Origin of the sequence: Cystobacter fuscus, from assembly GCF_044360685.1 — a bacterium.
GTDB classification, from domain to species: Bacteria; Myxococcota; Myxococcia; order Myxococcales; family Myxococcaceae; genus Cystobacter; species Cystobacter fuscus_C.
The window spans coordinates 6738675-6762358 of the sequence record NZ_CP043491.1 but is presented as its reverse complement, the minus strand read 5'-3'; the positions used below and the strand labels follow the sequence as shown (position 1 = coordinate 6762358).

Sequence of the window (23684 nt, the reverse complement as noted above, 5' to 3'; positions counted from 1 at the left end):
GGGTCATGAAGCAGGGTGTGCTCGTGGTGATGCTGCTGAGCGGCATGGCGGGGAGCGCGGGAGCGGCGGAGCTTTCCTGGGGGAGAATCTCGCCCTCGGGGAACGTTTTCACGCGGGCGGCCATCGAGGACGATGTCTTCCAGCGCGTGGGGCCCGAGACCTTCGATCTCGCGGTGCGGCCGAGGGATGGGCGGGGACTGCTCATCTACCGGTATCACCGCGCCAGGATGAGCGCGTTCCTGGTGGAGCGCGTGGCGGAGATCGACATCCCGATCAGGACGGGGGGGTTCAGCAGCGTGTCCGATTCGAGGATCGTCCTGACGCCCGAGGGCTACAAGAAACCCATTCCGCCCCAGCCTCCTGGAGGGGAGCCCGTCTGGGAGCTGCCCGCCGTGGAGCGCCGGGCCGCCCTCGCGGCCGTCTGGGCCGTCGATCCGGGGGGGACGGTGATTTCCATCGGACAACTCCCGGCGGTGACTCGCTGAGCGCCTGACTCCCCGCCCACCAGGGAAGGCAGCGCATTTCTCCCCCGGGCAAGGGCGCGGTAGCGTGCGGGCCGGATGGACAACGCCCTGATTCGCGCGCTCGTGTGTCTTGCTCTCCTGTGGTCCGTGACGGTTCGGGCGGAGGAGGGGAGACCCGACGCCGCCGCCCGCTCTCGCACCGTGCTCCTGCTGGGTGACAGCCTGATCGTCACCAGCTTCGGAGAGTCCCTCGAACAACTGCTCAACGCGCAGCCGGGATTGCGCGCGGTGCGGCGGGCGAAGTCCTCCACGGGACTGGCCCGTCCCGACTTCTTCGACTGGATGAAGGTCGGGCGGGAGGAAGTGGAGCGCCATCAACCCGACGTCGTCGTCGTCATCCTGGGCGGCAACGATGGGCAGGGGCTCACGGATGAGCAGGGCAAGGCGAAGGTGCAGTGGGGCGTGTCCGGGTGGGAGGCCGCCTATCAGCAGCGGGCCACGGAGTTCCTGCGCACGTTGTCGGCGCCGGGGCGCAAGGTGCTCTGGGTGGAGTTGCCCTTCACCGGCCTGCCCCGCTTCGAGCGCAAGCTGGAGATCATCCGCCGGGTGCTGCGCGAGGCGGTGCGGAGCGACAGCGCGTCGACGCACCTGGAGACGCGGCCCTTCTTCGTCGATGCCAGGGGCCACCTGCTGCGCGAGGCCCCCGTCGAGGGTTTCCGCAAGCCCATGCGGCTGCGCATGGCGGATGGGGTGCACTTCACCGTGGCCGGGGGCCGCTACTTCGCGAACAAGGTGCACCCGGTGGTGATGTCGTTGCTGGAGGCCCCCCCCGAGCAGGCCGTCGCCCCGATCGGCACGGGCTCGCGTGAGGCGGGGAGCACCTCGCTCGTGCCCTCTCCCCTGGTGCGCGGCACCCCGTGACGGGGGAGCGCACACCGGACATCACCTCGGCATCGTCTCCGGCGAGGCCCGCCGGTCCAGGCTCAGCAGGCCGGGCGACCAGAAGCCCAGGAGACTGAGACATCCGCCGAGCACGCCCTGCAGCACGAAGAGCCAGCGGATGCCAATCAGCTCGCCGATCGGAGTGGCGGCAGCCAGACCCATGGGCGCCGCCAGACCCGTGACGGTGCTGAGCAGCGAGAAGATGCGGCCCTGCAGGTGGTTGGGGATGGTTGTCTGCAGCAGGGTCGTGAGCGGAGCGTTTCCGAGGATGAAGGCGGCGGCGCTCACCACCCACCATGCCACGGCGAGCCAGAAGAAGTGGCCAGGCGCCAGGGCTGTCAGGGCGAGCGCGAAGCAGGAGACGGCGAACCCCCAGAGCACCCACCGCACGTGCCGCCGCGGCGCGAGAGCCGTGACGGCCAGGCCGCTCACGATCATGGCGAGGCCCGCGAGCCCCTCCATCAGCGCCACCCCTTCGGCGCCGCCCGCGAAGTGCTGCTTCACCAGCAGCTGCACCAACGTGAAGGACGGCATGATGACGAGCACGACGACCCCCAGGAGCACATAGAGGGGTCGCAGGCCGGGATGGTTCCAGACCAGCCGGACTCCCTCCTGGAACTCCGCCCAGATGCCGGTTCTCCCACCCTCCGGCGCGTCGGGTTGCGGAATGCGGAAGACGAGGAGCGGCACGATTCCGATCAGCGCCGTGATCACGTCGATGCCCAGCGCCAGCCCGATGGGCATGATGCCGAGCGCCATGGCGCCGAGCGGCGCGGCGGCGACCGTCATCAGGCCGATCAGGGTCTGATTGAGCCCGGCCGCGCGCGGCAGGAAGCCGTGAGGCACCAGCATGGCCGTGCTCGCCGCGGCGGCCGGGGACTGGAACGCCTGCATGGCGCTGCGGATGAACATCATGGTGTAGATGTGCCAGAGCTCCACCCGCCCGGTCAGGAAGAGCGTGATCAGCAGCAGCATGCAGAGCGCGCTGACGCTGTCCGCGGCGATCATCAACATGCGGCGGCTGTAGCGGTCGGCGAGGGTGCCTCCGAGAGAGCCGAGCAGGGCTTGCGGCAGGAGCGCCGCCATGCCCGCCGTCGCCAAGGTCGAGACGCTGCCGGTGGTGTCCGTGATCCACCAGAGCAGGACGAACTGGGTCAGGGCGGAGCCGATCAACGAAAGCGCCTGGCCGGTGAAGATGGCCCAGAACCGCCACTGCCAGCCGGGACCCGGATCCCGATGGGCGGCCGCGGGCGCTTCGTCGAGCGCGGTGAAGGACTGCATCGCAACCTCACATCTGGTATCGAAAGCGTCACTTCTGCCCCGGTGCGCGGCAAACCGTGACGCGGGGCGGCGTGCCTCACGTGCCCGAGACGTCCGGAGGGGGCGGGGCCGCCTTGCGCTTGGGAATCAACGAGCGGCGCGGGGAACCCTTGATGGCGTAGCCCAGCAGCATGGACATGGGCAGCAGCATGCCCAACCCCTGGGTGAGATCCTTGGGCGGATGGACCACGGCGCCGAGCGCCATCGCGGCGAAGAGCAGACCACACACCAGGCGTATGAGAAGGGCGTTCACCGCGTTGCTCCTTGGGGGCGGAAGGCGGAGATAACCCTATCAATTCCGAGCCGCACGGGATCAATTCTTGACGCGCCCGGTCGACGCAAGCCCCCTTCACTGGGGGGCCGGGGAATCCCTGTCGTCGTTCTGTTAAAGTCGCTTGCTCTCTCGACCGCTGTGCGGGGCCGCGCTCGACGGCCTCTCCAGGAGGTTCTCCATGCATCTGCTTCACAGGTCAGGCCTGGCACTCGCCACGGCCTGCGCGGCGCTGCTTTGCGTCAACGGCGAAGCCCAGGCCGCGGGTCCCGGCGTGGTCTTCATCCATGGGACGGGCGATCAATCAGTCAGCTCGGCGACGACGGGCTATTGGACGCAAAGCGCCCTCACCACGATGAGCAATGGTCTGCCCTACCTCGTCGTGGGCTATCCCGGTGCCTCCTGCGCGGGCTTCAGCCAGTGCAGCTGGGGCTCCATCGTCGACCAGATCGTCCCCTGGGTGAACGCCAAGGGCATCACCAGCTTCACCGTCATCACCCACTCGAACGGCTCGAGCCCGGTGCGCTACATGCTCGGCCACACCGGCGCGGTGAGTGCCCAGGGCAACGTCGTCAGTGCCGTGACGAGCAAGATTTCCCAGGTCATCTTCTCGGCGCCGGACCTGGCGGGCACGCCGCTGGCCGACAAGGTGACCACCAGCGGCTCCTTCCTCAACATCGCCAACAGCGTCGTCGAGTTCTTCGGCGGTGGCAGCTACAACAACCCGGCCGTGGTGCAGCAGCGCACGGACAACATGCGCCTCTACAACTCCAACGGCACCTTCGCCGGAGCCCAGGGGGCCACGTCGGTGGGTGGCAAGCCCATCTCCGTGGTGCGCGGCAACAAGGTCTACGCCAACCTCTTCTCCAGCGACGCGCACTGCGGCGGCTATCTCTACGCCGTGGGCCTCAAGGCGGCGGCGCTGTTCGGCTGGGGCAGTTGGAACGCCAGCACCGATGGCTTCATCGGCGCGGACAGCTCGGGCTACTTCGGCAACATCATCATCGACGATGGGCGCCTCAACCATCACCAGTCGCGCCGGGGCTGCCACAACAGCGGCGCGCTCATCGCGAAGAAGGTGGCCAACGCCCCCATCCCCGCGCCCTCGCAGCAGACGTGGACGCCGGAGACCAACGTGCTGGCCGCCGGTCAGGCCTGCAACAACTACTACTCGGGCTACGCCTACGACTACTCCACCGGGAACACTGTCTGGAAGTACGGCTGCACCAGCGAGGATCTCAAGAACGGCTACCCCGAGCCGGACTGCCTCGTCGCCTACGGCTACTCCAGCTCCTACCGCATCCCCAGCACCGAGAGCTGGAACCCGTATCTCAATCCCGCCAGCTACTCCACCGCGGGCGCGGTCTGCCCCGACTCGTGGCAGGGCGATGGCATCTGCGACGCGTGCCTGGTGGCCAAGTATGGCTTCGACGCCGCCGTGGGCTCGACGGGCGCCAGTGACTGTGTCCAGGCGCCTCCGGGCGGCTCCAACTTCTGCGGCGCGCTGTCCTGGGACTACACCCTGAACCGCGAGAACTACTCCGTCGTCGAGGCCCTTCACTGATGCTCCCCCGAGAGTCCAAGACCATGACCTTTCCACGCTCCCTCGTTCAGTCCTCCGGCTGGGCCCTGGCGGTGGTCCTCCTCGGCGGCTTCACCCCGAATGCCCCGGAGTCCTCGTCCTCCATGAGCCTGGCCACGAGCGCCCGGCGCGTCGCGGGCGATGTCGCTCCCGCGCGTCTGTTCCCGCGCGAGGTGCGTGAGCCCCTCGCTCCGGGCCTCGTCTCGGTGTCCAACCCCGGCGCGCCCCAGCAGCCGCTCGTGCCGCCCCTCGCGCCGGAGACCCGGAGCTCCAAGTCCACCGTGCTGCACGTGGCTCCGGGCTCGGCGCCCCAGCAGCTCTCGCTGCCCATCGACACGCCCGAGGACGCCTGGGTGATGTTCATCCCCAAGGGCACGGACGCCCAGCGCGGCGAGCAGGCGCTGCGCGACATGTCGATGTTCGACCCCCGTGGCGTGCGCGCGGACGTGCGCGCGGCGCGCTCCGCCGATGAAGCCCTGGGAGTGAATGCCTCGCGACTGAAGGCTGAGGGCATCTCCCGGCCCGTCACCCTGATGCGCATGAGCCGGGAGATGAGCGCGGGCGCCTATCAGGTGCGGGTGGGCGCCGAGGCGGCCCGCGTGGGCATGGCCATCGAGGTGCGCCTGCCGTCCTCGCCCACCGAGCTGTCACTCACCGCCTCGGCCATGCAGTTCTTCCCGGGCGAGGAGGGCTACGTGACGGTGGACCTGCACTCCACGGCCCGCCTGGACAAGGTGCGCTTCGAGGCCACGCTCTACAACCCGCGCTTCGAGCGGGACCGGACGGTGCCGGTGGTCCAGGTGGGCCAGGAGTACCGGGCGCTCGTCTCGCGTGTGCTGAGCGAGCGCGATGAGCCCGGTGCCTGGGTGCTCGAGGTCCGCGCGACGGGCCGCTCGGAGGGCAAGGACTTCGACCGCCTGGCGCAGACGTCGGTGGGCTTCGCGGTGCCCACGGCGCGCATCGTCTCGGCGGGGCGTCCGCGCCTGGTGCGCGACGCGGCTGGCAAGGTGGCGTCCTTCGAGGTGGACGTGGTGCTGGAGAGCCAGGCGCGCGATCGCTACGAGGTGTCGGGCACGCTGGTGGCCACGGATCGCCGGGGCGCGGAGCGGCCGGTGGCCGAGGCGCAGGTGACGGACCAGCTCGGAGTGGGCTCGCACACCCTGACGTTGCGCTTCGACGCGGGCCAGGTGGGCCTGTCGCGCATGGAGGGCGCCTATGCGCTGCGCGAGCTGCGGCTCTTCTCGCTGGGCACCAACGCCCTCTACCACCGCCTGGGCCGGGGCCTGGAGCTGCGCATGCCGGCGGCGAGCGTCGCCGAGTTCGCCGCGCCGGTGATGACCCCCGCCCTCGAGCACCGGCTGAAGGCGGGCGACTTCAACGTCCTGCCGTAGTCCCGCGCTGGCCGGCTGCTGGCCTGCCCACCGGCGGTCGGGCCCTCTGGCGCCCGGCCGCCCCTCGAGCCTCTGGCGCCCCGCTCCGCGCTCCGTATGCCCAAGCGGGCGGGGGAGCGGTCGCGGCCAGACGCCGTCCCTCCCGAAATGTTCCTCAGCCCCCCATGCCTGAGTCGCGCGGAAGCCGGAAGGCTTTTCCCGCGCGGCGGGTTCGTGTGCTCGGTTCGTGTGCTCTTTGTGGACTGATGAACGGATCCGCCGGCCGCGAGCCGGGTCTGGAATGGGAGCGATACGTTTGGGTAAAAGCGCCACCGGGCTGGATCAGTTGCCGTTCCAAGGTATGGGAGAGGGGGGCACGGGCCCTCGTGGAAATATGTCGGTGACTATTGACTATCAGAGGATCTTCAACCTCTCGCCCAACCCCTACATGATCCTGGACCGTGAGCTGCGCTACGTGGCGGCCAACGAGGCCTACCTGCGCGTCACGGCGAGCCGGTTCGAGGACATCGTCGGCCAGCACATCCTGGCGGCGTTTCCCAATGATCCGAACGATCCGGACAACCTCCCGGCGCGACTGCTGCGCGAGTCGTTCGAGCGGGTGCTGAAGCGACGGACGCCGGACACGCTGGCGCTCATCCCCTACCGGGTGCCCCTGCATACGCCCGAGGGCATCGTCGTCCGGGAGCGTTTCTGGAGCGCCACCCACACGCCGCTGCTCGACGAGGGGGGCGAGGTGGCCTTCATCCTCCAGCACACCGTGGACGTGACGGAGTTGCAGGAGCTCAAGCGCACGGTGCGTGCCGCGCGGGTGGCGCAGGAAGACGGGCCCCTCCGGGATCAACTCGAGGCCGGTGTGCTCCACCGCGCGCGCAGTGTCCAGGACGCCAACCGCACGCTGGATGAGGAGCGCAACCGGTTGCGCCGGCTGTTCGAGCAGGCGCCGGGTTTCGTGACGGTGCTGCGCGGGCCCGACCTCGTCTTCGAGATGAGCAACCCCGCCTACTTCCAGCTCGTGGGCCACCGGGACATCCTCGGCAAGCCGATCCGCGAGGCGCTCCCGGAGACGGTGGAGCAGGGCTTCCCGGCGCTGTTGGAGAAGGTGCTCACGACGGGGGAGCCGTTCGTCGGCCGGGGCATCCTGGTGCGCCTGCAGCGCACGCCGGACGCGCCGCTCAGCGACGTGTACGTCGACTTCGTGTACCAGCCCATCGTCGAGCCGGATGGGACCATCTCGGGCGTCTTCGCCCAGGGGCAGGACGTCACCGAGCAGAAGCGCGCCCAGGACGAGCTGCGCCGCTACCAGGAGCACCTGGAGGAGCTGGTGCGCGAGCGCACCCAGGCGCTCGAGCAGAGCGAGGCCGAGCGGCGCGAGACCGAGGCCGCGCTGCGGCAGGCCCAGAAGATGGAGGCGGTGGGCAAGCTGACGGGTGGGGTGGCGCACGACTTCAACAACCTGCTGCAGGTCATCGGGGGCAACCTCCAGCTCTTGCAGAACGAGGTGGCCGGCAATGAGCGGGGCCAGCGGCGCCTGCAGACGGCGGTCGGCGCGGTGGATCGCGGCGCCAAGCTCGCCGCGCAGCTGCTCGCGTTCGCCCGGCGCCAGCCGCTCGAGCCCGTGGTCATCAACCTGGGCCGCCTGGTGCGCGGCATGGATGAGCTGCTGCGCCGCGCGCTGGGCGAGGACATCGAGGTCGAGACGGTCATCTCCGGCGGGTTGTGGAACACGTTCGCCGATGCGAACCAGTTGGAGAACGTCATCCTCAACCTGGCGATCAACGCCCGGGACGCGATGGAGGCCCACGGCCGGCTGACGATCGAGGCGAGCAACGCCATGCTCGACGATCACTACGCCCAGTTGCACCAGGACGTGGTGCCCGGCCAGTACGTGCTGCTGGCCATCTCCGACACGGGCTGCGGCATGTCTCCCGAGGTGCTCGAGCGCGCGTTCGAGCCCTTCTTCACCACCAAGCCCGAGGGCCGCGGCACGGGGCTGGGGCTGAGCATGGTGTACGGCTTCGTCAAGCAGACGGGGGGCCACGTGAAGATCTACAGCGAGGTGGGCCACGGCACGACGATGAAGATCTACCTGCCCCGCGCCTTCCAGGCGGAGACGGCGCCGGCCGAGGTGCTCGAGGGGCCCATCGAGGGGGGCAACGAGACCATCCTGGTGGTGGAGGACGACGTCGCGGTGCGCACCACGGCGGTGGAGATGCTCACGGAGCTGGGCTACCGGGTGCTCAAGGCCGGGGATGCCCAGAGCGCGCTGGCCATCATCCAGAGTGGCATGCCGGTGGATCTGCTGTTCACCGACGTGGTGATGCCCGGCCCGGTGCGCAGCCCCGAGTTGGCGCGGCAGGCCAGGCACTTCCTGCCGGAGCTCGAGGTGCTGTTCACGTCGGGCTACACGGAGAACGCCATCGTCCATGGCGGGCGGCTGGATCCGGGTGTCGCGTTGCTGGTCAAGCCCTACCGGCGCGAGGACATGGCGCGGAAGATCCGCATGATGCTGCGCAACCGTCAGCAGCGGCAGAGCGCGCGGGACATGCTGGCGCTGCGGCGCGAGCGGGTCCGGGCCGCGCGTGCCCCCGAGCCGCCGAAGAAGACGCGCCTGCGCGTGCTGCTCGTAGAGGACGACGAGGACATCCGCACGTCCGCGTACGAGTTGTTGGGCATCCTCGGGCACGACGTGCTGGCGGTCCCGAGCGCGGAGGAGGCTCGCGCGGCGCTGTCCACCAGCCACTTCGACGTGCTGTTCACCGACGTGAGCCTGCCGGGCATGTCGGGCGTGGAGTTGGCGCGCGAGGCGGTGCGGCGCGTGCCCGGCCTGCGCGTCATCGTCGCCTCGGGGTATGGGAACGCGACCGAGGGCCTGGACAAGGGCTTGAGCGCCGTGGTGCTGCCCAAGCCCTATGCGCTGCAGCAGATCGAGCGCGCGCTGGAGCAGGTGGGGGAGGGCCTCTAGACGGGGGAGATCTCCCGGCGGCGGAAGGGGCGCTCCACCTTCTTGTTCGCCGAGCGCTTGAGGGCACGCGCGAGCAGGCGCCTCGTGTCGCGGGGATCCACCACGTCGTCCACCATGGCGAGCGCGGCGGTGCGCTCGATGCGGATGTGCTGGCGCAGGCCCTCGGCGAGCTGCTTCTTCATGGCCTCGGCGGCCTCGGGGCTTTCGGCGCCCTGCAGGAGCTTGCGCGCGGCGATGGCCACCATGCCCTCGGCGCCCATGACGCCGATCTCCGCGCCGGGCCAGGCGATGAAGAGATCCGGCTCGAAGGCCCGGCCGTTCATGACGTAGTAGCCCGCGCCGTAGCCCTTGCGCACCACCACGGTGAACTTGGGCACGGTGGCGCTGGCGGCCGCGTACATCATCTTCGCCCCGTGGCGGATGATGCCCTGCTGCTCCACCTTGGTGCCCACCATGAAGCCCGGCACGTCCTGGAGGAAGAGCAGCGGCACCTGGAAGGCATCACACAGGTTGATGAAGCGCGCCGCCTTGTCCGCCGCGTTCACGTCCAGGATGCCGCCCAGGTACATGGAGTTGTTGGCCACGATGCCCACGGGCCAGCCGTCGATGCGCGCCAGGCCGGTGATGAGGTTGCGCGCGAAGCGGGGCTTGAGCGGGAAGAACTTGCGCTCATCCACCAGCGACAGGATGACCTTGTGCATGTCGAACGCCTGGCGCGGGCTGTCGGGCACCACGGTGAGCAGGGACTCGTCGCGCCGGTCGAACGGGTCCGCCGTGGGCCGGCGCGGAGGCCGCTCCTCGCAGTGCGAGGGGAAGAAGGACAGGTACTCACGGATGGCGCTGAGGCAGGTGGCGTCGTCGGGGTACTCGGCGTCGGCCACGCCGGACACCTCGGTGTGCACCTTCGAGCCGCCCAGCTCCTCCTCCGTCACCTTCTCGCCCACCACGGACTCCACGAGGTAGGGGCCACCGAGGGCGAGCGAGCTGGTGCCCTTCACCATGGGCACGAAGTCCGCGAGCGCCGGGATGTAGGCGGTGCCGGCGGCGCCGGGGCCCACCATGGCGGCGATCTGGGGCACCACACCGCTCATCACCACCTGCTCGCGGAAGAGGTAGCCGGTGTCCGCGAAGCCCGCGAGGCGCCGGGGGTCCACGTCGCCGCCCGCCTCCAGGCGCGCGCCCGCCGAGTCGACCAGCCACACCATGGGGATGCGGTGCTTGAGGGCCAGGTCGCGCATGCGCGCCACCTTGCGCTCGCCCACCGTGCCGATGGAGCCGCCGAACACCGTGAAGTCGTAGATGGCCGCCGCCACGGACCGTCCGTCGATCTCCCCCACGCCGGTGATGACGCCGTCCGCGGACGAGGGCCGGGAGGGGTCCTCCTCCTCGGGCAGGTGGCCATCGGCTCCGGCGAGCAGGCCCATCTCCTCGAAGGTGTTCTCGTCGAAGAGCCGCTGGAGGCGCTCGCGGGCGGTGAGCTTGCCCTTGGCGTGCTGGCGCTCGATGCGCTCCGGTCCTCCCAGGCCCTCGTTGCGGCGGCGCTGCTCCTCGAGCTTCTCCACCCGTTCCTTCATCTTCATGGTGTGGCCTCCCCGGCAGGACTGGCGGCTACCTTGCCAGAGCGGCGCGCCGGGCCGGAAGAGGGGAGGGGCGTCTACGGTCGCGGCTTGTGCAATCGCGCGAGCTCGCGATCCAGGGCGGCGGCGAACTGCTGGCGGTCCTGCGAGGAGAAGCCGCTGGGGCCCCCCGTCATCACGCCGCTCTCGCGCAGCTCCTGCATGAAGTTGCGCACGGACAGGCGCTCGGAAATGTTGTCCTCGGTGAACAGCTCGCCGCGGGGATCGAGCACGACGACGCCCTTGGGCACGAGCAGGGCCGCGAGCGGGATGTCCTGGGTGACGGCGAGATCTCCGGACCGGGCCTGCTGCGCGATGTACTGGTCCGCGACGTCGAGCCCGCTGCCCACGCGCACCGAGGAGACGAGCTCCGAGCGGGGCAGGGAGAGCGTCTTGTTGGCCACGAAGACGATGGGGAGCCCCAAGCGCTGCGAGGCGCGCAAGAGGATGTCCCGCACGGGACCGGGACAGGCATCGGCATCCACCCAGAGTTTCATGTCGCCGCCCATCCTCTCATGTCCTCAGCGCGTCTTCAGGAGGACAGGCGGCGCACCCACTGGAAGTAGGTGGCGCGCGGGTCCTCGAGGGGATCCCGGAACAGGGCGCGCACCTCGGCGCGCTCGACCCGGCCCGTCTCGAAGCCCTGGTAGAGCGTGTCGCCCAGCAGGTAGCCCAGCGCGTGGCTGACGCCATGGAAGAGCCGGTCCTTGCGCAGGGGCAGCAGCTTCACCGCCTCGTCCGGCACCTCCACCTCGGCCGCCTTGTGCGCGAGCACGAACGCGGCGATCTGCCGCTCCACGCCCCGGGCCTGGCCAAAGCGCAGGGCCCACTCGCCGGCCCCCACGCAGACGCGCCGGGGGTTCACCAGCTTCGAGCCGAAGAAGCCCAGCGCCTCCTCCACGCAGCGCGCGTAGAAGGCATCCGAGGCCCGGCGCGGCGCCTCCATGGCGTCGCCCACGGCGCAGTGCCGCACGAAGTGCGCCGCCTCCTCGGCCGCGTGGTTGAGGGACAGCGACGCCAGGTACGCCGTGCGCGCCCGGGGGATGTAGTAGCTCTCGCGCGAGAGGATGTGCCGGCGCAGCTGCACGAGCTCACCTTGGGTGAAGCGGCCCCGCTGCTGGATGCGCTCGAGCGCGTCTCCCTCCGCCGCCGTCACCACCTCGGCCTCGTCCAGCCAGCGGCCCACCGGCACGCCCGCGAGCCGTCCGATGAGGCCCGCCATCTCCCGGAAGCGCTCGGCGGCGCCGCGTTCACGCAGCGGCGAGTCCCCGGACTCGGCCTCGAGGTAGTCCAGGAAGCTCTGCTGGCACACCACGGGCGAGGCGTTGAGCAGGCACAGCGCCCCATCCGTCAGCTCCACCGCCTGGGCCGCGCCCACCTTGCCCTCGCGGGCGAGCCGCCAGTAGACGCCCTCGGCGTTCTGGTACACCACGAGCCCCTTGAGGCCGTGCGCCTCGCCGAGTGCCCGCTCCACCTGGGCGGGGAGGTGGCAGGGCGCCACGTGGTACTGGCCCACGAGCACCACCACCCGGGGGGAGTCCTCGGCCCGAAGTGCCCGGGCGATGCGCTCGGCCGCGTACGCGTCCCGGAGTTCCAGGGAGCGCTCGCCCTGGGCGCGGCGGTCGATGCCCACCACGCGCAGGCGGTGGCGCCGGGCGTAGGCGAGCAGCGTGCGCGCCCCGGACCAGGCACCTTGTCCCGCGCCGAGTCCCAGGCGGGAGAGCAGGGCGCGCTCGGTGAGGCGTCCGGCCAGGTACGCGTCGACGGACGCCTGGTGCCGGCCCTCCACGCACTCGAGCGCGAGCACCACCGGGCGGCCCGCCTCCCGGACGCCCTCCACGAGGTTCAGGTAGGTCTCCTGCGCGAGCGGCAGCGTATGGTAGTCGCCCACGTAGATGACGTCCGCGGCGCGCACCTGCTGGGAGACGGCGTGGGCGGAGAGGATCTGGCGGTAGTCGGAGGTCCGCCGGCGGTAGCGGGCCTCGTAGGCGCGAAAGGCCGCCGACTGTCCTTCGACGGCCCGGGCGATCTGGGCCTTCTGGCGGCGGAACAGGGCGAGGTGGAGGGCGAGCGACGCGCGCATGGGCGGTCACCACTCGCATGCACCCGCCGGACCGGCAAAAATTCAGCGACCGCGTCCCCCTTCCTTGACGCGTCCGGGCCCACGGTGGACGATCCGAATCCCCGTGGCCTGCTCACGCCCCCGCTCCATCCTCCTCGCGCTCGTGCTGCTCGTGGCGCTGCCCGTCCACTCGCAGGAGAAGTCGACCCTGCTTCACAACCCCCCGGATCAGGCGGAAGCCGGCCAGGCCCTGGTGGTGGATGGCGTGCTCACCGGCACCCAGCGCATCCTCCGCGTGGTGCTGCGCTACCGCGGCTCCGGCGAGCCCTACACCGAGACGCCCATGGAGTTGCAGTACGGCGATCTCTACCGGGGAGTCATTCCGGGCACGCACCTGGCCGCTCCCGGGGTGGAGTACTACGTGGAGGGCTTCACGCCCGGTGGAGAGCGGGTGCCGCTCTTCAAGAGCGCCACGCGTCCGGCCCGGGTGCTCGTCGCGGGCGCGGAGCCTCCGGCCCGGGTGCCGCCCCTGTCGACCCGGACGCCCCCGGAGCCGGAAGCCCCCCCGCGTGCGCCCCCCGCTTCGCGAGCCCCCGAGCCCGCGAAGTCCGCGCGCAAGCCCGAGCCCACCCGGTCCGAGCCCGCGCGCAAGCCCGAGCCGGCCCGGAAGTCCGAAGCCGATGACGCCATGGCGGCGCTCAACGCCGAGCTGCCCGCGGACACGGAGCCGGCCGCCGCGCCCCCGGCCCCGGAGCGGCCCTCGCGCCCGCTTCCTCCCGAGCCCGCCCCCGTCGAGTCGGCGCGCTCGCAGATGGAGGAGGATCTGGCGCTCTACACCGCCGAGGACACGCTGGCGCTGGCCACGCGGCACGAGGAGTCGGTGAAGAAGGTGCCCGCCATCGCCGCCTCGTTCGGGCGCGAGCAGATCCGCTCACTCGGGGCGCGCACGGTGGCGGACGTGCTGGACGTGGTGCCCGGGCTGTCCATCAGCCGCGACGTCCAGGGCTTCCACCGCACGGCCGTGCGCGGCCTGCGCAACGACGCCGAGGTGCTCTTCCTGCTCAACGGCCACCGGCTCAACAACTTCTTCGACGGCAAGGCGCTGATGAACCTGCCGGTGGACAACCTCGAGCGCATCGAGGTCATCCGGGGTCCGGGCTCGTCGCTGTATGGCGCGGGGGCCTTCCTGGGCGTGGTGAACCTCGTCACGCAGCGCGAGGAAGGCCTGTTCTCCTCCGCCTCGGTGGGCGGTGTGCCCAAGAAGGTGGAGCAGGGGCTCGCGCCCGCCGCGGATCTGCACCTGGCCGGTGCGCTGGGGCTCGATCGTCTCAAGCTCTTCGGGGACGGGGACGTCTGGTACCAGGAGGGGGGCTCGACGGCCGTCGAGAAGGACGCGCTCGACGCGGACACGCTCGCGCAGAAGCTGCGCGAGCCGTTGGAGCCCGCGGGCTACACCCATGATGACCGCTTCCTGCTCAACCTCGGCCTGGGCGCCGAGTACGCGCTCTCCTCGCGCAACCGCCTCACCGCGTCCGTGCGGGTGATGTCCGAGGACCGCGCCGCGCTCCTGGGCCTGTTCGACACCATGGGTCCGGGCTCGCGCCTCAAGTGGATGATGTTGCTGGGTGACATCACCTACGAGCGCCAGGTGAACGAGCAGACGCGGGTGCGCGCGCGCCTGTCCGCGGATCGGCAGTCCACGGACCGGCTCTTCCAGATCGGTCCGGACAACTTCCGCACCGGCCCGGATGATCGCACCCAGCTCTTCTCCGAGGGCATGCTCGAGCAGACGCTCGTCACCGTGAGCTCCCTGGGCGCCAGCGTGGACGCGGACCTGTCGCTCTTCGAGGGCAACCGCCTGTCCTTCGGCGCGGTGGGGGAGCTGCAGACGCTGGACGACTACTCCTACCTCACCAACTACACCTCCGACAGCCGCCGGCGTGACGAGCTGGCGCCGCCGACGGGGCTCGTGGACATCCAGGACATCGCCGAGGGCGCGGTCTCGCGGCGGCTGGCGCTCGGCGCCTTCGTGCAGGACCAGTGGACGGTGGTGGAGCCGCTCACGCTCACGCTCGGCCTGCGCGCGGACGTGACCCAGTTGCCCCTGGTGGACAAGGACAGCCTGGCCATCACCGGCACGCACCTGGTGACGAGCCTCAACCCCCGCGCGGGGCTGGTCTTCTCGGCCACCGACTCGCTCGTGCTCAAGCTGCTCTACGGCCGGGCCTTCCGTCCGCCCACGCTCCAGGAGCTGCTCGAGCAGATCCCCAACACCTACTACAACCAGGGCCGCTTCGTGGGGAACCCGGGCCTGCAGCCCGCCGTGGTGGACACGATCGAGCTGGGCGCGGACCTCATCCAGACGGCGGGCGAGGCGCGCGTGCGCCTGCGCGGCAATGCCTTCTACGAGGGCTTCTCCCATCCCATCGCCGCGGTGGACACCTCGGGCAACATCGTCCCGGTGCGCAACCGCGAGCTGGGCGTGCGCGTGTACGGCGTGGAAGGCGAGGCCCGGCTGGAGGCCAGCAAGCGCGCCACCGCCTGGGTCAACGCGAGCCTCTTCCGCGCCGAGGACCTGGAGCTGCCCGCCAACCACCTCTACCTCACCGACACGCCCCAGGCGCGCTTCAATGCCGGCATCTCCATGCCCATTGGAGACGTCATCAACTTCGATCTCGTGGTGCGCGCGGGCGCCGAGCGGCGCAACAACACGCGCTCGGTGCTGGAGCTGGTGCGCCGCTACCGGATCCCCGCCTACAACCTCATCACCGCGCAGGTGCGCACCGAGCCCATCGCCGATCACTTCGAGCTGGCGCTGCTGGTGCAGAACGTCTTCGACTTCGACCTGCGCGATGATGTGCCCCGTCCGGACCGCATCCCCAACCTGCTTCCCCGCGAGGGCTTGTCCGCCTTCCTGACCTTGAGGGCCCACCTGTGATGTCCCGACCGTTCACCGTCGCGCTGCTGGCGCTGGCCCTGGCTCCGGGCCTGAGCTGCCTGCGCTACAACGATCAGTGCCAGCCCCTGGTGGAGGATCCCGAGACGGTCCTCGGCAACCTGGGCGTGGATGTCTACCTGGACCGCATCTACACGCGGCATGACAACCATGCGCTCGGGCAGCTCGCCGCGGACGCGCTGCGCCACGCCGAGGATGCTTCCCGGGCTCCCGCGGACCTGGGCATCCTCAACGGAGGCGCGCTCCGGGCCGAGGGCCTGTGCGTCACCCGCACGTCCATCCCCCGGGGGCCGCTGAAGAATGGCCTCCTGCACGAGGTGATGCTCTTCGAGAACTTCGTGGTGACGGTGGACCTCACCGAGAAGCAGCTCGTGGCCATGTTCGAGCACTCGGTGGAGGGACTCTCGCCGGCGGGGCAGCCCATCCTCGCGCCCTCGGGCGCCTTCCTGCAGGTGTCCAAGGACATCAAGATGCGCGTGGACTGCTCGCGCCCGGTGGGGCAGCGCGTGCAGGAGCTGAGCGTGAACGACCGGCCGGTGCCCTTGCCCCCGCGGGACAATGCCCCGTACTACCGGGTGGCCATGTCGTCGTTCCTGGCGCTGGGAGGAGACGGCTACGGCGCCATCTTCAAGGACGCGGCCTCCGACGTGGCGCGCAACCCCGTCACGGCGAGCTCGTCCGCGGGCCGGACCTCGGACGTGACGCTCACCGAGGCCTGGATGCGCAGCCAACACGCCGACCCGAAGCCCCCCTTGTACGAGGAGGAGCGCGTCGTCTTCGAGAACTGCGCGAAACCCTCCCGGCCCGTGGTGCGCTAGGGCCGGGAAGGGTGCTTCGGTCCTACGTCCCGTCCGACGAGCCGTCGGGGCGGGGCGGCGGGGCGCCGAAGACATCGTTGGGCGAGGGCATCTTGCGCAGATCGCCCCGGGCCACCTTCCAGGCCTGTTGGACGATCCACGACAGCGAGCGGTCCTGCCGCGTCGCCTCGCGCTGGATTTCATCCAGCATGTCTTCGGGGAAGTAGAGGCTTTGTTTTCGATGATCAGTAGCGGCCATGGGCTCTTAGGACCTTCCTTCCTCACGTGGGTCCTGCCGCTCGTCACCCGTCACGTCGTTGACGGCGGGGAACGACTTGATGCGGTCACGAGCGATCTTCCAGGCCTGCTGGACGACCCACGAGAGCGAACGGTCCTGACGGTTGGCTTCCTCCTGGATCTCCTTGAGCATCTCCTCGGGGAAGTAGAGGGACTGCTTGCGCTTGTCGGTGCCTGCCATCCTGGGTCTCCGGAACGGATACGAGGTGACGACCTGAACACACTGGAGCCGTTATCCGACAGACCTCCCGACGGGTCAACGGTTTAGGAGTGTGTCCCCACCGTATGACGCCGGGTATTCCGCGTGTGCGAAAAAAGCCCGCGAAAAGAGAACGCCCCGGATCCTGGCAGGCAGGATCCGGGGCGTTCCGGAAAGAAGGACCGCCAGGACGTGTCCCAGCGGCCCCGTGGGCCCAGAGGGGGAGGGGGGGGACCCCTAGGCCCAACTCCGTTGAAAATCCATCATTGTAACCCTTCGTGTCGCCCGGCCATTCCGCCCCCGCCCTCTTTTCCCCGACCGTCGCGACCCCCAGGAAGAGCATAGGAATCGTCTTGGGCTGCTTCAACCAGCCGCATCTGGTGTAACCCGGCCCGCGCGATTCTGATTCCCTCGCGTGTTCGATGCCGGTCATGGGTGAGACGAGCCTCTTGTTTTCGCGAAACCTCTCGGGGTGCTACCGCCAGCTCGGCCTCGCGGGAGGCTCGGTGCTGCTGGCCGTCTCGGGGGGAGCGGACTCGTGCGCCCTATTGGTGGGAACGGCGCTCGTGCGCGAGGCGCTGTCGCTGCGGGTGGAGGTGGCCACGCTCGACCATGGTCTGCGGCCCGAGGCCCGGCGGGACACCGAGGCGGTCGTCCGGCTGGCGGCTCGATGGGGGCTGCCGTGTCATGTCCGCGAGCTGGGCCTGCGGCCGGGTCCGGGAGTGGAGGAGCGGGCCCGGCACGCCCGCTACACGGCGCTGGAGGCGTTGCGCCGCGAGCGGGGGTTGGACGCAGTGGCCACGGCGCACACGGCGACGGACCAGGCCGAGACGCTGCTCATGCGGCTGTTGCGAGGCACCGCCCTGCGCGGTGCCATCGGCATCCACCGGGCGCGCGCCGCGCTCGTCCGTCCGCTCATCGGGTGCACGCGCGAGGAGGTGGAGGCGTTTCTCGCCGAGCAGGGCACGAGCTTCGTGCACGACAGCATGAACGAGGACAGGACCTTCCTCCGGGTGCGGTTGAGGCACGATCTGCTGCCCGCGCTCTCCACGGCCGTGGGCTTCTCGGTGGTGCCGCACCTGGCGGCCTTCACCCGCCTGGCGGCCGAGGACGAGGCGCTGCTTGCTCGCATGGCCGACGAGGCCTGGGGCCGGCTGGTGCTGCCGGATGGGAGTCTGGACGCGGTGGGCGTGCGCGCCCTGGAGCCCGCGCTGCGCCGCCGGGTGCTCGTCCGCCTGTTGACCGAAGCCGGGGTGGAGGTGGATGGGCCCTCGCTCGCCCGGGTACTGGACGCGGTGGCCGACGGGGGGACGGTGACGCTGCGCGGAGGGCACCTGCCCGGGGGCCTCCAGCTCATGGCCATGGGGGGACGGGTGCGCTGCGTGCGCCGGGAGGAGCCCGCGCCCGAGGCCGCGGCCTGCCTGGTCCTGGAGGGAGAGGGGAGCCAGGGGGTGCAACCCGGAACGCAATGGCACTTCGGGGTGGGGTCAGGGACACCGCCCCTGGGGGCGCTCGCCCTGTCCCTACGGGAGGAAACCCGGTGGCCGCTCATGGTGAGGACGCGCCGCGCCGGGGATCGGGTGCGCGGCCCCGCCGGCTCCCGGAAGCTGCAGGACGTGCTGGTGGACGGCCGCGTTCCCCGCGAGCAACGGGACCGGGTGCCGGTCGTCACGGACGCCGGGGGGAGTGTGCTCTGGGTACCAGGGGTGTGGAATTCGCCGGACGCGGGCGCTGTACGGCTGTATCTCTGGGCGCTGCCTCCTGGCACGGGCATGCGCGGGGGCTGTGCGTTATAGAGTTCGGACACTTCGGGGGCGTGCCAGAAGAGGAACCCCCAAAATAGTTGAGGCGTTTTTGTTGTTGCTGTTACCGTCAGATACACGGGCAATACGCCCGGTGTCGTGACAACCGGTCGGAAGTGTTGGGCTTTTCCGTCCGTGCCCACCTCTGCCGCCGAGCACCGAAAGGGCTGCTGCCACGTGCGTTCGACTTACAAAACCATCGGCCTCTGGGTCATCCTGATCGTCCTCTTCGTCGCCTTCTACAACTTCTTCAACACCAACGGCGTGCAGGTGGAGGAACCGACCTTCACCCAGTTCCTCGCCAAGGTGGAGGACAAGAAGGTCCGCGAGGTGTCGGTCAAGGGGAATACCTACACGGGGAAGTTCTCCGACTCGCAGACGGACTTCCGCACCACGGGTCCCGCGCCGGACGCGGCCATCCTCGAGCAACTGCGCAAGAACGACGTGGACGTGAAGTACGAGCGCGAGGAGCAGAACAGCCTCTGGCTCACCGTGCTCGGTCAGTGGATGCCCGTCGTCTTCCTGTTCCTCTTCTTCATCTTCTTCATGCGCCAGCTGCAGGGCGGTAGCGGCAAGGCGATGACGTTCGGTAAGTCCAAGGCGCGGCTGCTCAACGAGAGCCACAACAAGATCACCTTCGCGGACGTGGCCGGCGCGGACGAGTGCAAGGAGGAGCTCGAGGAGATCGTCGCCTTCCTCAAGGATCCCAAGAAGTTCACCAAGCTGGGCGGCCGCATTCCCAAGGGCGTGCTGATGATGGGCCCGCCGGGAACGGGCAAGACGCTGCTCGCCCGCGCGGTGGCCGGTGAGGCGGGCGTGCCCTTCTTCTCCATCTCCGGCTCGGACTTCGTGGAGATGTTCGTCGGCGTGGGCGCCAGCCGCGTGCGCGACCTGTTCGAGCAGGGCAAGAAGAACGCCCCGTGCATCATCTTCATCGACGAGATCGACGCCGTGGGCCGTCACCGTGGCGCGGGCCTGGGCGGCGGACACGACGAGCGCGAGCAGACGCTCAACCAGCTCCTGGTGGAGATGGACGGCTTCGAGTCCAACGAGGGCGTCATCCTCATCGCCGCCACCAACCGTCCGGACGTGTTGGACCCGGCGCTGCAGCGTCCCGGCCGCTTCGACCGGCGCATCGTGGTGCCGCGCCCCGACCTCAAGGGCCGCCTGGGCGTGCTCAAGGTGCACACCCGCCGCGTGCCGCTCGCCCCCGAGGTGGAGCTGGAGGTCATCGCCCGCGGTACCCCCGGCATGACGGGCGCGGACCTGGAGAACCTCGTCAACGAGTCGGCGCTGATGGCCGCGCGGCAGAACAAGGAGCGCGTGGACCTGAGCGACTTCGAGGCCGCCAAGGACAAGGTCTTCATGGGCCCCGAGCGCAAGTCCATGATCATGACCGAGAAGGAGAAGCGGAACACCGCCGTGCACGAGGCGGGTCACGCGATCATCGCCAAGCTGCTGCCCGGCTGCGATCCTCTCCACAAGGTCACCATCATCCCGCGCGGCCAGGCCCTGGGTCTCACCTGGAGCCTGCCCACCGAGGACAAGGTCAACGGCTACAAGAAGCAGATCCTCGATCAGATCTCCATGGCCATGGGCGGCCGCATCGCCGAGGAGCTCATGTTCAACGAGATGAGCTCGGGCGCCTCCAACGACATCGAGCGCGCCACGGAGACGGCGCGCGCCATGGTGTGCCGCTGGGGCATGAGCGAGAAGCTGGGGCCCCTGGCCTTCGGCAAGAGCGACGGTGAGGTGTTCCTCGGCCGCGACTTCAACTCCTCCAAGGACTACTCCGAGGAGACCGCGCGGATGATCGATGCCGAGGTGCGCAGCATCGTGATGAGCTGCTACGAGAAGGGCAAGGCGGTGCTCACCGAGAACCTCGAGGGCCTCAAGCGCGTCACCGACGCCCTGGTGGAGTACGAGACGCTGGACGCCGAGGACGTGAACATCCTCCTGCAGGGCGGTCAGCTCACGCGCGAGCGCCCGCCGCCCCGCGTCATGGCCCCGCCCACCAAGTCCACCGAGAAGAAGGACAAGCGGAAGATCCTCGACGCGCTCGAGGGACTGCCCAACATGGAGCCGAACAAGGCTTAAAGCCGCGGCCCTCCGCTCGGGTAGAACCCAGGCCCTCTCCACTCTCGTGGGGAGGGCCTTCGTCTTTTCCGCACGTCCCGCCGGAGCCGCTCCGCCCATGATTCGAGCCCGTCCCGTCCGCCTCGATCGCCCCGCCGACCTCGAGCCCGCCCTGCTGCGCCTGGGGCTGTCCCCCTCCGCCCGCGCGGAGCTGCGCGAGAAGGTGCCCGCGCTGCACGTGCTGCTCACGGGGCTGGAGGGCGAGCAGGGCCGCGTGCTCACGGAGCTCCTCGCCAGCGGCACCCACCCGGGGCGCGAGGAGTGCCCCTCGTGGATCGCGGGAGAGGCCCTTACCCGGCCCGGCACGGGGCTGCTCTCCGGACGCAAGGAGCAGTTCGAGCGCGTGGTGGCCCGCGCCCGCGCACGGCCGGAGCTGGCCGGACTCGCCGACGCCGTGGCGCGCGTGCTGGAGGCCGCGCGGCCCCCGGTGCCGTTGACGCTCGGGGGGCGCACCTTCACCTTCGGCGCGCGCACCCACGTCATGGGCGTGGTGAATGTCACCCCGGACAGCTTCTCCGACGGAGGGCGCTACCTGCGCGCCGAGGCCGCCGTGGCCCACGGGCTGCGGCTGGCCGAGGCGGGCGCGGACGTGCTGGACGTGGGGGCGGAGACCACGCGGCCCGGCTCCGCCCCCGTGCCCGCCGAGGAGCAACTCGCGCGGTTGATGCCGGTCATCGAGGGGCTGCGCACCCGCACGGACGTGCCGCTGTCCGTGGACACCACCCTGGCGGCGGTGGCGCGCGAGGCGCTGCGCGCGGGCGTGGTGCTCGTCAACGACATCAGCGGGTTCCGGTTCGATCCGGAGCTGCCCCGGGTGACGGCCGAGGCGGGCGCGGCCTGCTGCCTCATGCACATCCAAGGCACCCCCGAGACCATGCAGCTCGCCCCCCAGTACGGGGACGTGGTGGACGAGGTGCTCGACTTCCTGGAGGAGGGCGTGGCGAGGGCCGTGGCGGCGGGCATTCCGCGCGAGCGCGTGCTGGTGGACCCCGGCATCGGCTTTGGCAAGACGCTGGGGCACAACCTCTTCCTGCTCAGGCGCCTGGGAGAGTTGCGCGTGCTGGGCCTGCCCGTCCTGGTGGGCACCAGCCGCAAGAGCTTCCTCGGGAAACTGGCGGGAGGCCGTCCGGTGGATCAGCGGCTGGCGGCGACCCTGGGCTCCGTGGCCGCCGTGGCCGCCGCGGGAGACGCGGACTTCGTCCGGGTCCATGACGTGACCGAGGCCCGGGATGCCCTCGCGGTGGTGGACGCCGTGCGCGGGGCGCTGGATGGCGGCTCGCTCTACTAGAGGGCGATGCAGGCCCACCATGAACGCGAAGGTGCGACCCGTACCGACCGCCCTGGAGTGCGAGCCCATGTTGTGGAGTCGCACGCTTGTCCAGGGAACTTCCACTCCCTAGCTTCGGGCTCTGTGGAGGGCACGCTATAAGCCCTCTGGCGTGGGCGGACCGGCCCGCGTGGCCGGCCAGGGAAAGGTGGAGCGGTAATTTTATGGCGTACAGGATGAACATGCCCCCGAACGAAGAGAGGGCGTCGCAGCGGCTGTTCGGCACGGATGGAGTGCGGGGTGTCGCCAACGTCTACCCGATGACGGCGGAGGTCGCGATGCAACTGGGCCGCGCGCTGGCCCACCTCATCCGCAATGGACCGCACCGCCACCGCGTCATCATCGGCAAGGACACGCGCCTGTCGGGCTACATGCTGGAGCAGGCGCTCGCCGCGGGCCTCATCTCCATGGGCGTGGACGTGGACCTGGTGGGTCCGCTGCCCACGCCGGGCATCGCCAACCTCACCACCTCCATGCGGGCCGACGCGGGCGCCGTCATCTCCGCCTCCCACAACCCGTACCAGGACAACGGCATCAAGTTCTTCTGGCGCGACGGCTTCAAGCTGCCGGACGAGACCGAGGCGAAGATCGAGGAGCTGGTGGCCAGCGGCGCCATCGACTCCATCCGCCCCACGGCGACCAAGATTGGCCGGGCCTTCCGCCTGGAGGACGCGCGTGGCCGCTACATCGTCTTCCTCAAGACGACCTTCCCGCGCGAGCTGACGCTCGAGGGACTCACCGTGGTCGTCGATTGCGCCAACGGCGCCGCCTACAAGACGGCCCCCGCGGTGCTCGAGGAGCTGGGCGCCAAGGTCATCACCCTGGGCGTGCAGCCGGACGGCAAGAACATCAACCACAAGTGCGGCGCGCTCCACCCGGAGAACCTCGCCAAGTGCGTGGTGAAGAACGGGGCGAACCTGGGCATCGCGCTGGACGGCGACGCCGACCGCCTCATCGTCGTGGACGAGAAGGGCCAGGTCGTGGATGGCGACGCCATCATGGCCATCTGCACCGGCGAGCTCGTCACGCGCAAGGAGCTCAAGAAGAAGACGCTCGTGGCCACGGTGATGAGCAACATCGGCCTGGAGCGCGCGGTGGCCAACTACGGCGTCAAGGTGGTGCGCACCAAGGTGGGTGACCGCTACGTCGTCGAGGAGATGCGCAAGAACGGCTACAACCTGGGCGGCGAGCAGAGCGGCCATCTCATCTTCTCCGACCACACCACCACGGGCGACGGCACCCTCGCGGCGCTCCAGCTGCTCGCCGTGATGTGCCGGCAGCAGAAGCCCGTGAGCGAGCTGGCCTCCATCTTCCAGCCCGTGCCCCAGACGCTGCTCAACGTGGTCGTCAAGAACAAGCGCGAGCTGGGCGAGCTGCCCACGGTGATGCGCGCCATCCAGGACGTGGAGAAGAAGCTGGGCAAGGACGGCCGCGTGCTGGTGCGCTTCTCCGGCACCGAGCCCAAGGCCCGCGTCCTCATCGAGGGCACGGACGCCGCCCGCAACGAGCAGTACGCGCAGCAGATCGCCCAGGAGCTGTCCACGGCGCTCAACGGTTGAC

The 23684-nt window shown here is 70.0% G+C and carries 18 protein-coding genes; 11 read left to right on the top strand and 7 right to left on the bottom strand.

Going from position 1 to position 23684, the window contains the following annotated elements; translation table 11 throughout:
- Nucleotides 1-5 precede the first annotated feature (5 nt).
- Both F0U63_RS27675 and F0U63_RS27670 read left to right on the top strand, forming a co-directional pair.
- Nucleotides 6-485 (top strand): hypothetical protein, encoded by a 480-nt coding sequence (locus F0U63_RS27675; RefSeq protein ID WP_395834118.1) that lies wholly within the window; start codon nt 6-8, stop codon nt 483-485.
- Nucleotides 486-560: 75 nt separating this feature from the next.
- Nucleotides 561-1385, top strand: coding sequence for a DUF459 domain-containing protein (locus tag F0U63_RS27670; protein ID WP_395834116.1), 825 nt, complete (start codon nt 561-563; stop codon nt 1383-1385).
- Between the two features lie 21 nt (nt 1386-1406).
- On the opposite strand, the gene F0U63_RS27665 is transcribed toward F0U63_RS27670, so the two are convergent.
- The gene (locus F0U63_RS27665; RefSeq protein ID WP_395834114.1) at nt 1407-2687 is read right to left on the bottom strand and encodes an MFS transporter; all 1281 of its coding nucleotides are present in this window, start codon (nt 2685-2687) and stop codon (nt 1407-1409) included.
- A 76-nt stretch (nt 2688-2763) separates the two neighbouring features.
- Nucleotides 2764-2979: a hypothetical protein gene (locus tag F0U63_RS27660; protein ID WP_395834112.1), complete on the bottom strand. Its 216-nt coding sequence runs from the start codon at nt 2977-2979 to the stop codon at nt 2764-2766.
- Between the two features lie 199 nt (nt 2980-3178).
- Between F0U63_RS27660 and F0U63_RS27655 the strand changes: the two genes are divergently transcribed.
- From F0U63_RS27655 to F0U63_RS27645, 3 genes are all read left to right on the top strand, one after another.
- Nucleotides 3179-4561, top strand: a complete 1383-nt coding sequence (locus F0U63_RS27655) for a hypothetical protein (RefSeq protein WP_395834110.1) — start codon at nt 3179-3181, stop codon at nt 4559-4561.
- Nucleotides 4562-4584: 23 nt separating this feature from the next.
- A complete protein-coding gene (locus F0U63_RS27650; RefSeq protein WP_395834108.1) occupies nt 4585-5970 on the top strand; it encodes a hypothetical protein in 1386 nt (461 codons plus the stop codon).
- Nucleotides 5971-6343: 373 nt separating this feature from the next.
- On the top strand, nt 6344-8932 hold the full coding sequence (locus tag F0U63_RS27645) for a response regulator (RefSeq protein WP_395834106.1): 2589 nt from the start codon (nt 6344-6346) through the stop codon (nt 8930-8932).
- Here F0U63_RS27645 and F0U63_RS27640 read toward each other — a convergent pair.
- The 3 genes from F0U63_RS27640 to F0U63_RS27630 all read right to left on the bottom strand — a co-directional run bounded on the left by F0U63_RS27640 (nt 8929) and on the right by F0U63_RS27630 (nt 12631).
- Nucleotides 8929-10512 carry an acyl-CoA carboxylase subunit beta gene (locus F0U63_RS27640; protein WP_395834104.1) on the bottom strand — a complete coding sequence of 528 codons (1584 nt, stop codon included), beginning with the start codon at nt 10510-10512 and terminating at the stop codon, nt 8929-8931. The two genes, F0U63_RS27645 and F0U63_RS27640, sit on opposite strands and share 4 nt — an antisense overlap.
- A 74-nt stretch (nt 10513-10586) precedes the next feature.
- Nucleotides 10587-11045: a YaiI/YqxD family protein gene (locus tag F0U63_RS27635; RefSeq protein ID WP_395834102.1), complete on the bottom strand. Its 459-nt coding sequence runs from the start codon at nt 11043-11045 to the stop codon at nt 10587-10589.
- A gap of 35 nt (nt 11046-11080) precedes the next feature.
- Nucleotides 11081-12631, bottom strand: a complete 1551-nt coding sequence (locus tag F0U63_RS27630) for a ChaN family lipoprotein (RefSeq protein WP_395834100.1) — start codon at nt 12629-12631, stop codon at nt 11081-11083.
- Between the two features lie 103 nt (nt 12632-12734).
- Between F0U63_RS27630 and F0U63_RS27625 the strand changes: the two genes are divergently transcribed.
- Together F0U63_RS27625 and F0U63_RS27620 are read left to right on the top strand one after the other, a co-directional pair.
- Nucleotides 12735-15548: a TonB-dependent receptor plug domain-containing protein gene (locus F0U63_RS27625; RefSeq protein WP_395834098.1), complete on the top strand. Its 2814-nt coding sequence runs from the start codon at nt 12735-12737 to the stop codon at nt 15546-15548.
- Nucleotides 15548-16384, top strand: a complete 837-nt coding sequence (locus F0U63_RS27620) for a 5'-nucleotidase C-terminal domain-containing protein (RefSeq protein ID WP_395834095.1) — start codon at nt 15548-15550, stop codon at nt 16382-16384. The genes F0U63_RS27625 and F0U63_RS27620 overlap by 1 nt, the downstream gene beginning before the upstream one ends.
- 22 nt (nt 16385-16406) lie before the next feature.
- Here F0U63_RS27620 and F0U63_RS27615 read toward each other — a convergent pair whose 3' ends face one another.
- Entirely contained in the window at nt 16407-16622 is a 216-nt protein-coding gene (locus tag F0U63_RS27615; RefSeq protein ID WP_395834093.1) for a TIGR04563 family protein, read from the bottom strand.
- A 6-nt stretch (nt 16623-16628) separates the two neighbouring features.
- Complete coding sequence (locus F0U63_RS27610) at nt 16629-16841, bottom strand: TIGR04563 family protein (RefSeq protein WP_002628981.1); 213 nt, start codon at nt 16839-16841, stop codon at nt 16629-16631.
- A gap of 440 nt (nt 16842-17281) precedes the next feature.
- On the opposite strand from F0U63_RS27610, the gene tilS reads away from it, so the two are divergent.
- The 4 genes from tilS (at nt 17282) to glmM (ending at nt 23683) form a co-directional block, all read left to right on the top strand.
- Entirely contained in the window at nt 17282-18655 is a 1374-nt protein-coding gene (gene tilS, locus F0U63_RS27605; protein ID WP_395834091.1) for a tRNA lysidine(34) synthetase TilS, read from the top strand.
- A 183-nt stretch (nt 18656-18838) separates the two neighbouring features.
- Nucleotides 18839-20758 (top strand): ATP-dependent zinc metalloprotease FtsH, encoded by a 1920-nt coding sequence (ftsH, locus tag F0U63_RS27600; RefSeq protein ID WP_395834089.1) that lies wholly within the window; start codon nt 18839-18841, stop codon nt 20756-20758.
- 97 nt (nt 20759-20855) lie between these two features.
- On the top strand, nt 20856-22085 hold the full coding sequence (folP, locus tag F0U63_RS27595; protein WP_395834087.1) for a dihydropteroate synthase: 1230 nt from the start codon (nt 20856-20858) through the stop codon (nt 22083-22085).
- A gap of 203 nt (nt 22086-22288) precedes the next feature.
- Nucleotides 22289-23683, top strand: a complete 1395-nt coding sequence (gene glmM, locus F0U63_RS27590; protein ID WP_395834085.1) for a phosphoglucosamine mutase — start codon at nt 22289-22291, stop codon at nt 23681-23683.
- Nucleotide 23684 lies beyond the last annotated feature (1 nt).